This is a genomic window from Hydrogenovibrio marinus (genome assembly GCF_013340845.1).
GTDB classification, from domain to species: domain Bacteria; phylum Pseudomonadota; class Gammaproteobacteria; order Thiomicrospirales; family Thiomicrospiraceae; genus Hydrogenovibrio; species Hydrogenovibrio marinus.
This window is the reverse complement of record NZ_AP020335.1, coordinates 313,531-326,245: the sequence shown is the minus strand read 5'-3', so window position 1 is coordinate 326,245 and position 12,715 is coordinate 313,531. Positions and strand designations below refer to the sequence as shown.

14 protein-coding genes are annotated in these 12,715 nt (G+C 44.8%); 8 read left to right on the top strand and 6 right to left on the bottom strand.

What is annotated here, in order from left to right; translation table 11 throughout:
• Positions 1-95 precede the first annotated feature (95 nt).
• Both HVMH_RS01430 and HVMH_RS01425 read right to left on the bottom strand, forming a co-directional pair.
• Positions 96-290, bottom strand: a complete 195-nt coding sequence (locus HVMH_RS01430; RefSeq protein ID WP_029910699.1) for a YgaP family membrane protein — start codon at positions 288-290, stop codon at positions 96-98.
• Between the two features lie 204 nt (positions 291-494).
• Complete coding sequence (locus HVMH_RS01425) at positions 495-1,466, bottom strand: NAD(P)H-binding protein (protein WP_029910702.1); 972 nt, start codon at positions 1,464-1,466, stop codon at positions 495-497.
• Between the two features lie 276 nt (positions 1,467-1,742).
• Here HVMH_RS01425 and HVMH_RS01420 point away from each other — a divergent pair, with 276 nt between their 5' ends.
• Together HVMH_RS01420 and HVMH_RS01415 are read left to right on the top strand one after the other, a co-directional pair.
• Positions 1,743-2,036, top strand: coding sequence for a YcgL domain-containing protein (locus HVMH_RS01420; RefSeq protein WP_029910705.1), 294 nt, complete (start codon positions 1,743-1,745; stop codon positions 2,034-2,036).
• Positions 2,037-2,212: 176 nt separating this feature from the next.
• Entirely contained in the window at positions 2,213-2,824 is a 612-nt protein-coding gene (locus HVMH_RS01415) for a superoxide dismutase (protein WP_029910708.1), read from the top strand.
• 78 nt (positions 2,825-2,902) lie between these two features.
• On the opposite strand, the gene HVMH_RS01410 is transcribed toward HVMH_RS01415, so the two are convergent.
• Positions 2,903-3,481, bottom strand: a complete 579-nt coding sequence (locus HVMH_RS01410) for a TetR/AcrR family transcriptional regulator (RefSeq protein ID WP_029910711.1) — start codon at positions 3,479-3,481, stop codon at positions 2,903-2,905.
• A gap of 603 nt (positions 3,482-4,084) precedes the next feature.
• Here HVMH_RS01410 and HVMH_RS01405 point away from each other — a divergent pair.
• The 6 genes from HVMH_RS01405 (at position 4,085) to HVMH_RS01380 (ending at position 9,941) form a co-directional block, all read left to right on the top strand.
• Positions 4,085-5,857 carry a mechanosensitive ion channel family protein gene (locus HVMH_RS01405; protein ID WP_029910722.1) on the top strand — a complete coding sequence of 591 codons (1,773 nt, stop codon included), beginning with the start codon at positions 4,085-4,087 and terminating at the stop codon, positions 5,855-5,857.
• A gap of 25 nt (positions 5,858-5,882) precedes the next feature.
• Positions 5,883-6,440 (top strand): thioredoxin family protein, encoded by a 558-nt coding sequence (locus tag HVMH_RS01400; RefSeq protein ID WP_029910725.1) that lies wholly within the window; start codon positions 5,883-5,885, stop codon positions 6,438-6,440.
• Positions 6,441-6,464: 24 nt separating this feature from the next.
• Positions 6,465-7,034, top strand: coding sequence for an NlpC/P60 family protein (locus tag HVMH_RS01395; protein ID WP_029910728.1), 570 nt, complete (start codon positions 6,465-6,467; stop codon positions 7,032-7,034).
• A 159-nt stretch (positions 7,035-7,193) separates the two neighbouring features.
• Positions 7,194-8,303 (top strand): 3'-5' exonuclease, encoded by a 1,110-nt coding sequence (locus HVMH_RS01390; protein WP_051623034.1) that lies wholly within the window; start codon positions 7,194-7,196, stop codon positions 8,301-8,303.
• 16 nt (positions 8,304-8,319) lie between these two features.
• On the top strand, positions 8,320-8,772 hold the full coding sequence (gene hisI / locus HVMH_RS01385) for a phosphoribosyl-AMP cyclohydrolase (RefSeq protein WP_408610131.1): 453 nt from the start codon (positions 8,320-8,322) through the stop codon (positions 8,770-8,772).
• A gap of 65 nt (positions 8,773-8,837) precedes the next feature.
• The gene (locus HVMH_RS01380) at positions 8,838-9,941 is read left to right on the top strand and encodes a GGDEF domain-containing protein (RefSeq protein WP_051623035.1); all 1,104 of its coding nucleotides are present in this window, start codon (positions 8,838-8,840) and stop codon (positions 9,939-9,941) included.
• On the opposite strand, the gene truD is transcribed toward HVMH_RS01380, so the two are convergent.
• From truD to HVMH_RS01365, 3 genes are all read right to left on the bottom strand, one after another.
• Positions 9,927-10,967 (bottom strand): tRNA pseudouridine(13) synthase TruD, encoded by a 1,041-nt coding sequence (gene truD, locus HVMH_RS01375; protein WP_232087784.1) that lies wholly within the window; start codon positions 10,965-10,967, stop codon positions 9,927-9,929. The two genes, HVMH_RS01380 and truD, sit on opposite strands and share 15 nt — an antisense overlap.
• 63 nt (positions 10,968-11,030) lie before the next feature.
• Entirely contained in the window at positions 11,031-11,477 is a 447-nt protein-coding gene (locus HVMH_RS01370; RefSeq protein ID WP_029910745.1) for a hypothetical protein, read from the bottom strand.
• Between the two features lie 109 nt (positions 11,478-11,586).
• Complete coding sequence (locus tag HVMH_RS01365; protein ID WP_029910748.1) at positions 11,587-12,489, bottom strand: Tim44 domain-containing protein; 903 nt, start codon at positions 12,487-12,489, stop codon at positions 11,587-11,589.
• Between the last annotated feature and the right edge of the window lie 226 nt (positions 12,490-12,715).

Genomic DNA, 12,715 nt, shown 5'->3' with positions numbered 1-12,715 from the left:
TAAATTATAAAGACAAAAAAACCTAGTCATGGACTAGGTTTTTATTTTTTGCCTGGCAACTTAATCTCAGGCAAATAATTTTGCGAATGCCAAGCCTATGACTTGTCTTCCGTTTTACAGGTGCTTGCGCCAAACAATAGATACGCCGGACACCATCCCATAATTCCGGTAATCAATGGAATCAAGCCAATAAGCGCCCACCAGCTGCTCATACCCATACCAATCAACAGTATGATAATACCGACAAGAATCCGTAATTTTCTATCAAGTCCACCTACATTACATCCCATTTTAATGCTCCTTTGGCTGAGACCTTCATCTATTACTTTAATGAAAAAGTGTTCGCGTCAAACACGACTCACCTGTCGTTATCATATACCAAGTTTTAGAAAAGCCTCAACGAAAACCCGATGTCGTTTTATGAATGAACCCTAAAGAAGTAGACATAAAAAAAGCGCCAATGGCGCTTTTTCTTGCTTTAGAAGCTTATCGACTTAAACCAAGTCATCTGTATTTCGCCCAGCTTCCTTACGGAAGAAATGATAACGATCACGAACTTTTGTCGGCAACAAGTATGCTGACAATACTTGCTCTAGGCTACGAGGAACAAATCCGAACCGGCTTGAGAAATCATTATCCGTCACCAAGTCAATTGCCAGCATTTCCAAAGATACCGAGCTCACCGATTTAACAGGTGCCAACATACCGAGCTTCAACATAAACTTCGCATTCAGCTTGCACATTGGGAAGACCAATGCAGATTCTTTCCCCATCAACTCTGCAACCAATTCTGCCAGCTGGCGCACTGACAGACGCTCTTCACCCGCGATTTCTACTTTTTGACCATAAGTAGCACTGTCGTTTAATGACGCTACCAACGCTTTTGCAAACTCATCCACAGCCAATGGCTGCACCATTGAAGAAGCGTTAATCACTGGCAAAATGTTGGTCAGAGTCAATTGCTTACGGAAAAGCGTTGTCACCATATCCCCTTCCCCTAGCAACAGACTGGAACGCAAAATGGTGTTTTGGGTATTGGCAATCGCCAACATAATCGCATCTGACTCGCCCAACTGCTGCAAACGCGTATTTTCCGCGCGGGTAGCATCAGCACCAATTTGAGACAAAGAAACCACTCTTTTTGCCTGAGACAGCTCAATCGCTTTCTTCACTTTTTGATTGGCTACCACTAAGTCCTTACTTGGAAGCGCTTCGACACCCGCGGTCAAATCCGCCAAAAGGTTCACTACGGTATCGCAGTTCTCGAATATGCCTTTCAATAAAGCTTCGTCTTGGTAATCTTTGATGGCAAACAACTTCGTGTTCGGGAACAACGCGTAATCACGGAAACGTTCAGGGCGACGCACGCCGACGCGGACTTCATAGCCTTGCTTCGACAGCTCATTGACAACCGAACGCCCTACGAATCCCGCGCCACCTAATACTACGACCCTTTTCCCAAACATGTTATTTCCTTTGCTCTTAAAACTGACCTTCACTTTTTATAGAAAATCTCTACAAACACCCAACCGAAAACAGCTTATTTTTGTATTCTTTTTCACTGCAGCGGGCAAAAAGCGGCGAATAAGCATAAAAAAATCAAAGGTTAAGGTCAAGAAATTATTCGCTCAAAAACGTCCACAACATTCACTTTTTGGCGCAAGACCGTTAAAATACCGCCTTTGTTTTCATAGAAGCTTGCGTAGAAACTAAGCTCGACCACCAATTGCTAAGGAATGTTCATGACACAAACCGTCTCCGCTTACAAAAGTCCTAAGAAACAGGAACTTTATCTTTACGTGCTAAAAGAAAAAGGGCTGGATGATTTGCCACAAGAGTTTTTTGTGATGTTTGGTGAGCCCGAGCACGTCGTCGACTTTGAGCTTACTGTCGACCGAAAGTTACCTCGCGCGGACGCAAAAGAAGTGCTTGAGCATATCGCTACCAAAGGCTACTACATGCAAATGCCACCTAATGAAGTCGAAAAGCTATCGGATATCGCACCACCTCCTGAACACTTGGACAACATCTTTTAAAGCTCAACTAACGCAGCCACTTATCCATTCGGACAAATAACCAAGGGTTTTACTCGGTTATTTGTCCTGACGATATTTACAATCGAGATTAACTCGCTAAAATAACCAATTAGTCATTCACCTTTGTCTAAAAACTTTAGGCAAGATAAACAAACCAAACAAAAAAGGACAGACACATGGCTTTTACGCTTCCAGATCTACCTTATGATTATGATGCTCTTGAAGTTTCCATCGATGCTCGCACCATGGAAATTCACCATACAAAACACCACAACACCTATATCACCAATCTAAATAACGCGATTGCTGGTACAGAAAACGAAGACAAGTCTCTTGAAGAACTTTGTGCGAACGCTGGCTCTATCTCTCCAGCTGTACGTAACAACGGTGGTGGTCACTGGAACCACTCTTTCTTCTGGAACATCATGACTGGTGACAGCATGGGCACGCCAAAAGGCGCGTTGGCTGATGACATCAATACAACTTTCGGCGGCTTAGACGCTATGAAAGAAAAGTTCAACACAGCTGGTGCAACGCGCTTCGGTTCAGGTTGGGCATGGTTGACAGTCTCTGCTGACGGTAAGTTGGAAATTTCTTCAACGCCTAACCAAGACAACCCGCTAATGGACGTTGCTGAAGTAAAAGGGACGCCAATCCTAGGTCTTGACGTTTGGGAACACGCTTATTACCTACGTTATCAAAACCTTCGCCCAGCTTACATGCAAGCTTGGTGGGATGTTGTTAACTGGGATAAAGTTTCTGAACTTTACACTGCTGCAAAAGCTTAATCGCTTGAGCACCAACAAAAAAACCGGCATTTGCCGGTTTTTTTATGTCTCTCGAAAACTGATGTCTATTGATTTGCACTAGATCGCCAAGTTAGCCATGGTCGTTGCAAAAATCTTTTCCGACAAATAATCTATCTGATGATGTTTTTGCTCCACCGCCGGCAAGTAATCCCTCATGCCATCCACCTGTAAATGAAAAAGAATTAATCCCAGCAAAGATGTGATCACATAATGATGATCTGCATTCGGGTTAATATCCGCCAACACCGCTTCCAATTGTCGACAACTTTCCGATAAAGCTTTTTCCGCCAGGAACTTTAACTTGTCAGGGTCATTCTGCACCAATTCCCTCAAAATTAATCGGCGAAAAGTCATGTTCTCAGACATTCTTTTCACATTTAAGGCAATCATCTTCTTAAGCTTGTCTTCAGGTCTTTCGTCCCCTGAAAGCACCGAACAAACCTCAGAGTTGTGATGATCACAAACCGATTTTAGCGTCGCTTCATAAAGACTTTGTTTATCTTTGAAGTGGTTATATAGCGAAGAAACGGTATGTAACCCTGCTGATCGCGCAATTTCTCTCATTGAGACCGCTTCGTAGCCCTCTTCTGAGAAAAGATCTGTAGCACACGCCAATATGCGATCATAAGCACTCATTCACAATTACCTTTAATTTAAACACTGACATTATTTTACTCGAAACTTTCCCCTGAATGACTTTCGTTGACGCTCTTTAAGAAAGATCCAGTTTTTCTCAAACCTCTTCGCTTTGTTGCACTTCAATGGAAGTAAATAGCGTCTTGTCATAGACCCACTTTATGCCTTAAAAAAAATTTAAATTTTGTTTACCCTTGCAATTTTCCGCCTTAAACGCAAGAATAGAAACGAACGTTTGTTCTTTAACCATCAAAAGGCTTATCGTTATAACAATAATAAGGCCTCAACCTTTACTTTAAGCCATGATGTTTGATGAACAGGCATTTGTTGACTGCAAAAAAACCGCTTCAATCCTGTGTTTGAAGTATTTGCTTTTTTGCACATCAACAAGACGCTGGTTCCCCAGCATCACTATCATTAACATTAGCCGCTGTTCCTGTCATTTCAGCGGTTTTTTTTTTTGCTCTCGCCACACCCTAAAGAAAATCCCAACCAGCCAACGCTGAACTTTCCCGCCTAAAAACTAGACTGAGGAATAAGATTTAAGGTATATTTTGGCTAAGAATACGTGTCATTCTAAACTTTTAGCCAGGCTTAAAACTTATGCAGAAACAGCGTCTTTTTCTTCTTTTAAAATTTTTTGTCGCTGTCATTTTCTTAAGTATTTCACAGCAAGCTTTTTCCGACTCCGAAACCACTATCAAAGAAGCCGTTGAGACCCAACAACGCTCTCAAGCATTATTGAACAAAACCGATAGCGGAAAACAAAAAATCCGCCCAGGCAGCACTCCCTTATCGACGCTCTTAACCATGACCGACCTCGTCAAACAAGGCAAGTACGATGAGGCATCCAAATACCTCGATATGCGCTATCTGCCTCCCAAAGTTAAGAACGTCGGTGCAAAAGAGCTTTTAAGACGTCTTATCATCATCTGGCAACAGCAAAATTTGCTGGATTTAACCGCTATCAGCAATTCGCCAGATGGCGCTCAAAATGACGGACTACCCTCTTACCGAGACCTGATGGGCTACATCAACAGTTCTCAAGGAAAAGTCCCCGTCTATTTACAGAAAATCACTGACCCTACGGTTGGCTACATTTGGAAAATATCCAACCAAACCTTAGTGCAGATTCCTGCTTTGTGGGCAGAGTTCGGCTATCCCGACTGGGCAACATCCGTTTCCAGTTACCTGCCTGAATTCAAAATTTTCCATATGGAAAATTGGCAGTTTGTCAGTGTCGTTGTCATTGTTATTGTCAGTTGGTACCTGATTAAACTACTCACCAATCTGCTTGGTTTTATCTGGTTGAGACTTTACCCTGAAAAAACAGCCTTCCACCACTTCTTAACGGGCGGCCTGCGCTATGCCATGACCATGTGGGCGATACAGTATGGCGTCAGCAAACTCGGGCTATCGCTTCAGGCAAAGGTCATATTTGCATCCGGCATATTAGACTACCTAGCCATCATGTTCCTGATACTGGGCATCATCGAATTAATTGCCCAACGCTTGACCAACAAGCTGAATGAAAAATTCTCACGCGCTCTGATTCGCCCTCTCTCCACAACGGTAAAAGTCTTAGTCGTCATCGTCTTGATTCTAAGCTGGCTAAGTGATGCAGGCTACAGCTTAACCACCGTATTAACCGGGTTGGGAATTGGGTCTTTAGCCATTGCCTTGGCGGCACAAAAAACACTGGAAAACGTTTTCGGTGCCTTTACGCTCTATATCGCCCGCCCTATTAAACCGGGAGATTTCTGTCAGTTTGGCGACATCACCGGCACCGTTGAGGAAATCGGCTTGCGTTCTACCCGCATCCGCAAACTCAATCGCTCCATTGTGCACGTGCCCAACTCAGTTTTCGCCTCGAAAGAACTGGAGAACTTCGCTGAGATTGACCGCAGGCTTTACAAAAGAGAACTACGCGTTCGCCTTGACACCACATCAGAACAACTTCGTCTGTTGCTGATTGCGCTGAGAGAACTAATTATCTCTCATCCAAAAACATTGGATATCGCCGCCAGAGCAAGATTTGAAGAAATCGAACGCGATGCCTTCCTGATTGTAGTGAACGCATACGTCAACACCAAGTCTTTGCCGGAATTCAAAGCAATTGCGGAAGACTTAAACTTCCACATTCTCGACATACTGCACAAACTCAATATTCGCCTTGCCACACCGGAACAACGCATCGTCATTACCAGGGCAGAACCGATTCCAGAAGCCGTTCAAAAAGAAGCCGAAGCGAAAATACAAGCATTGATCGAGCAGGAAAAACTGCCCTTCCCGAACTTCTCGGATGAAGAAAAAGCAGCAATCAAAGACACCTTAGCCTACCCACCGGAAGGCAGCCCGAAAAAAGAACCCGAATAATAAACGATTAACACAGGAGAAACCAATGGTCAGTTTGACGACCCCAGTTTGCGATTTCAACCAACCCGCTATTGATTTCAGCCTACCAGGAACAGATGGTCAGACTTGGACGCTAGAAAAAGCAAAAGGTGAAAACGGACTGTTGGTAATGTTTATCTGCAACCACTGCCCTTATGTGAAAGCCATTCAAAAACGATTGGTGGAAGACACGCGTATTTTGCGTGATGAATACGGCATTAACAGCATTGCTATCATGAGCAATGACCCGAACGAATATGCAGAAGACTCTTTTGAAAACATGAAAGCCATTGCAGAACAGTGGCAGTTCCCTTTTCCGTACGTCCTTGACGAAACACAAGGGGTTGCCAAAGCTTATGGGGCTGTTTGCACGCCAGACTTCTTTGGCTATAACGCCGAGTTGAAACTGCAATACCGAGGTCGTCTGGACGAATCCCGTAAAGAAACTTCTCCTGAAGGGGTACGACGAGACCTGCTTAAAGCGATGATGCAAGTCGCACAAACCGGGCAAGGCCCGCTAGAGCAAATTCCATCAATGGGTTGCTCCATCAAGTGGAAAGCCTAAATGGAAAATACGATGATTTAAACCATGCTGGCACGTTTACCGCACTTCGGAAAACTTAGCGCCCTCCTTGCGCTGGCAGCCTTACAGTCGCTCTGGCTCGCCGGCTGTGCCAGCACACCGCCCAAACAAGTCGGTTACCCGATTCACCACACCCAAAGCTATCCGAAACTCAAAACCAACTTTGCCAATACCCAAGCAGTAAAGAAAAAGCTGCTGCGTGAATACTCCCAATGGAAGCAAACACCCTACCGTTATGGCGGGGAAACCAAGAAAGGCATTGATTGCTCGGCTTTTGTCCAAACCACTTTCAAACAACAGTTCGGCTTAATCTTGCCCAGAACCACCAAACAACAAGTGACGGCCGGGCACTACGTGCCCATGTCAAAACTGCAACCGGGTGACGTGGTGTTTTTCAACATTGGACTCGGCGTTTTCAATAGCGGACACCACAATGGCATTTATTTGGGCAACCACCACTTTATGCATGCTTCCAGTAGCGAAGGCGTCACCATATCCAGTCTGGACAATGACTTTTGGCGGCGACACTACTGGACAGCCCGACGCATAGGCACCTCTCTTGCCCAGAAGCCTTGACCCCAACCTGGCAGATTTTCAATACCTTCTGCAGTAACCTTCCTCGACAACAAAAGGTCACACAAAATTTCATAAAGCTGACACAGACTAAGCGTTTCTCGCCACAGTCGAAACTGGTACAATACGGCCTTTATCTTAAAATCTTTTAACTGAGAAACAATGAACACAGAAACGCCCGCGGCAAAAAGCGCTAGCAGCAATGCGCAACTCATTTTTATCGACAAACGCAATCAACCGATTAAAGAATATATTGTTGCGGTTGCCGCCTCTGACGGATTGGATATCAAGGGTATTCAAATCATTGCTTCGCCAGCTAAGGGTGAAAAAGCGCTATTAAGTGCAAATTTGAGAATTCCATCACTGGAAGCATTGGATTTCAAAGACACGAAAATCGTTGATTCAATCATGCAAAACCTGATTGTCAATGAAGACGTCTTGAGCGTGGAAGCCTTCATTGAACGTGCGAGTGACGATGAAGAAGTTCGTAAATCCTTAACGCGCTCCATCAAAAAAATTCGCAGTAAGTTAGCAGACTTGGTGGGCGAGTTTACCTCTTCAGAAGTCATCAACCTGTTGCAAGAACGTCGTAATGACGCGCAGTTCAAGTTGAAAGAGCAGGATCAAGAACTCAAAGGCAAGAAAGTCTACTGTATTGACATCGAAGCCACTGACGTTTGCACCAGTGATAACGCGGATGTGATTCAGGTTTCCATTTGTGATTTGGAAGGTAACGAGATTCTGAACCAGTTGATCAACCCTGGCTATGACATTCCGGAAAACGAAAAACACAACATCACCACAGAGATGGTGAAAGACGCGCCGTTCCTAGCGCAAGCATGGGACAAAATCCATCAAACACTGATGGATGCGGATGTGGTGTTGGCTTACAGCACAGAGTCTGATTTTGCTTACTTGCAAAAAAGCGCCGAGAAAAAACTGCTGACTTTCGAGTTGGACTATAACTTGTGGTTGGATGTCGCCAAACTGGCAACGGATTTGGTCGGGGCGCTACGCTGGCAGTCGGAAAAAATGTATTGGTTCTACAAAACCCCTAAACTGACCGATGCTTATGAAAAGATTTTAGGCAAACCTTTTCCGGGAGATGCGCATGATGCTTTGGCAGATGCTCAAGCGACCGCGGAATTGTTCAACGCCATGTTGGTGATTGGCCGCAAATCGCAAATTAAAGCCAAAAAACCGGAACCGGTGAAAAACACGATTTCCAACAACCTGTTCGCAGCCGCTTTCGCGCAAGCAAAACGCAAGTAAGCTGGCGAACCGAGGAATAACCATGACGACGACTTTTAAATCATTGGAAAAAGCGCACCAAGGCGATCAATTCGTCTGGGACGACCTCAAGTCTCAACTCAAGTTTGACGATAACGGCTTGATTCCGGCCATCGCCCAGCAGTATGACACTGGTGAGGTGTTGATGATGGCATGGATGAATATGGCCTCTATCGAAGAAACGTTGAAGACAGGTCGCGTCTGTTACTGGTCTCGTTCACGTCAGTCTTACTGGCGAAAAGGCGAAGAATCAGGACAAATCCAACTACTGAAATCCATGCGTTTGGATTGTGATGGCGATACTATTTTATTGTTAGTTGACCAAACAGGGCCTGCTTGTCATACCGGCAGAAAAAGCTGTTTTTATACTGAAGTATCGACGTCATCGGCAACCATCTTGACGGATCCACTGATTAGTCCGGACGAGTTGTACGCCAAACACAAAGAATAAAAGAGCATTACAAGACTAAGCGTTACAACGTAAAATAGACATAAAATTGAAAATAGGCTTCAATCATGCAAACTGAGAATATGACTCCATCGAGTTTTATCGACTTCAAGGTTGGTACGCTGAAGCTGATTCTCATTCTAGCAACCCTAATAAATCTAGGGTTTTCGGCTTTTGTGTTTTTCGGCTTGCTGCCTGATGAAAAGCTGATGGCTTGGACCAACTTAGCCTTCAGTGTTGAAACCCTGTGGCTTTACCACTCTCTGCGCCGTCGCCCAGAAAGCTTACACTCGATATCGACGGTTCTGGCCTTTTCAGGACTCGCATTCTTCTGCTTGATGGCGCTATGGGTGCCTGACAACAGTTTCCGATTGATTTGGTTTCTGCCTCTTACCATTTTCAGTTTTTTCTTTACCAATGCCGTGATTGGTCTGATGATTCTCTTGCTGACCCTATGCTTTATTTTATTGTCGCAAACCTATATTCCTAACTATCTGTCGCAAGATGCTTTGTCTTCCTTGCTGCTATGTCTGATTGCCGCCGCAATTCTTGCACACCATTTCAGCAAACAGATTTATGCTTACGAAACGGCTATTGCTGAGCAAAACCAACAACTTCAGCAACTGGTCACACACGACCAAATGACAGGCGTTCTGAACCGCCAAGGTATGTTGGAAGCCTCCGGACAATATTTCAATCTTGCGAGCCGCCACTATATTTCTGCACTCTGCTTGGTGGTTTTCGATATAGATTTCTTCAAGTCAATCAATGATAACTATGGACATCTAATGGGAGATAAATCCATCAAGCTTGTTGCCAAGCTGGTGACAAAAACCCTAAGAAAAAGTGATTTGATTGCGCGCATGGGCGGCGATGAATTTGTTCTGCTATTACCGGAAACCAATGCACGCCAAGCCGAAAAATTAATGAAGAAAATTCAAATGGTGTTGTCTGACAACCCGATAGCCATCGGCTCTGAAGTCGTGCATATCCGCTTCTCAGCAGGGATTGCCCAGCTTAGCCCCCAACACGCATCCTTTAAAGAACTGTTCAAGTCTGCGGATGAAGCGCTTTACAAGGCAAAAGAAAAAGGACGAAATCAGTTTTGTCTGGCACCGGATAAGACAGAAGACGCTGAAGATGCTACGGCGCAGCAATCAGGAAGCGACTGAGACCACTTCTCTCACCACCATGGTGGCATAAGAACCCGCCGGTAGCGTAAAGGTCAACACTAAATCTGATGCACCTTGCCACTGCCAAGATAAATCTTGCGGCAGCGCACGCAATGCACGTCTCTCCTGATTCAACCCGACCTTTTCCAAGCCCTGCTGCCACGCCGAAAAATCCGCCATGACTTTTTGTTCCAGCGCAGCAACCTGCCCGGTCGCCAAGCTTCTCCCACGCCCGGTCATCATGCCTGTCGGGTGAATATCCAACTCTGCGATTCGACACTGAATATCTGCATCAACTTCATTTACAAAACATTTCTTTGACCCTTGAAGCTGAAAGACATCCCCCTCAATAGCCAGGTTCCAATTACCTTGTCGGATGCGTTCGCTCAGTTCAATATTGAACATCCATGAACGTGCCGCTGACAGATAAAGCGATTTTTGATGACGCTTAGGGCGTATTTCTCCCGAAAACAATCGTGAAACCTGCACAAGATTTTGCATCTCAATACCGAAACGTTGCTCACCAAAATAGTTTGGCACGCCTTGCGACTGTATCGTTTTTAAACGGCCTTCAATAGTGTCTTTATCGCCTTGCACTTCAGTTAAACGCAGTTCAAACCGATTGCCACTCAAGCCGCCTGTTTGCAACTTACGATTATGCCTTACCGCCTTAAGCACCTTTACCCCTGGAATTGCCAGTTTTGAAAAGTCAGGGTCTGCCTTACCCGGTAAGTGACAACTCATCCACTGATAAGTCACCGCTTGACGATCTTTCTTACCTGCCACCCCCATTTCTCGGGAAGTGACGCCAGCAAAAGCCGCCAATTGCTTCATCACCCAATCGGTGTTTTGACCAATCTTTTCAACCCACAACCACAGGTGCTCACCCTCGCCACTTAGCTCGTAGGCGATTTGCTCTTCCACCCTAAAATCTTCTGGAGACCACTTTAAAACAGCTGTTTCCTGAGGTTCACCATAAGCGAAGGCGAGCATTTTTATATCGAATTGAGTAGTGTCAGTTATCAATTTACGTTCCTTTATGACACAAAAAACCCGGCTAAGGCCGGGTTCGTTAACCAGTGTCGGCAATTATAGATTTTTAAACAATGCCTGAGCGATTGGTTTTCCTTTTCCTTCCGGTTTGTCGTCATATACCTGGATAAGTATTTGGCTGATATTGCCTGGCGTCATGTAATCTTTGATCATTTGACGGGCACCCACCGGGGAATCCTTATTGATGTAATTATACAGGTTTCTCAACATACACTTGTTATCAGGATCCGACGCCAGTGGACGTAGCATGTTGCCACCTTCAAGCTTGAAGTTTTGCTGAGTGATGATAATGACTTTGTGATAGTACTCTGAAGTAAGCGGTTTATCGAAACAGATTTGGAGCATACGGTCGAAGTTACCCGAACCACGATCAATATTGTCGACCAACTTTGCTGAAACGATTTTCACCGGATCTTTCGAACAGGCCGTTAAGGTCAGGAACGACAAGGTCAGCAGTAGAAGCATTACCTGTTTTACTTTCATCACGAATCCCTCTTGATAATTCGGTCAAAGCCGCTTGGTTGGCAGCACCGATGTTACCTTAACAAAAAAAACCGCTCTTTTGAATTTTTGATTTGTTTTAGGTGCGTGCTCAGCTTACCTGCTGAATACCCGCGATCTGCCAATCACCTTCGCCTTGAAGCAGGCGACGGATATGCCACACCTCATTGAAAGCATGCGCAAAGCCGCCTTGCTCTTCAATAATAAATCCTGAGAAACGCACACTAACAATGAAGTATTCGTTTTCAGTTGCCATATCCACGATATCGGCACGTAGCTCATCAACCTGAGTGAAATTTCCAGCCATATCCATGCCCTCCATCTCACCCTCAAGCGCGACTGCCAACTCAGGAGAACAATAGGCGCGAATCTCCGTCATATCCTGTACATCCCAAGCTTTTTGAACTTCAACAAAGTGATGTTTGGCATTTTCCATAAAACTGTCTTTGTCAAACCAGCTTGGCGCTTCATCCACTGCTTGAGCATTTTCGGAAAGTGCAGAACCCATTATCGACCCTTGTTGATAAGCAGGTTCTGGAGTTTGCCATTCTTGGTGAGCAGTCTTTTCATAGTGATTTGGCTGATACATTGGCTCATCATACTCCCGCTGCTGACTGCTATACACAGGCTGCTGACGTCTGCGGAACAGGCTCATCAGCACCATTGCAACCAAAATAAACACCAAAATATCGAAAGGCTGGATACCATGGAAGCCGTCGCCAAAAAGCATCGCCGCCAGCAATCCACCGGCTGCAATCCCTGCTAGAGGCCCAAGCCATTTAGATGCGCCCGTTGCCGGTCTTTGACCATAAGGGGCTTGTTGAGGTTTTGCTTGCTGAGCGTTCGAAGAACTTGGACGCTTTTTGTACTGTTGCGGTTCCAGCTTTTTCGAGTAACCGAAATTCCCACCAAAACCGAATCGCTTCGCTTCCGCCACTTGCGCAAAAGCAAGGAAGGAGACAAGTGTCATCATAAGTACCAACGTTTTCTTCATTTTATATTCCTCTTCGAACATCTAGCAGCAGGCTAGCTTACTCGTTTTGCTAACAAAATCTACCAGGTTGGGGGCTTTTTCTAAAAACTGTCATATTTTCCCCAACATCACTTAAGGCTTCATGAAAAATAATACGTAACTTTTCATACAAAAAAACCTATAAGATTCAACAAATTAACACAAAGATACCATAAAAAATGTATGATATATGAATAGAGTTAAAAAC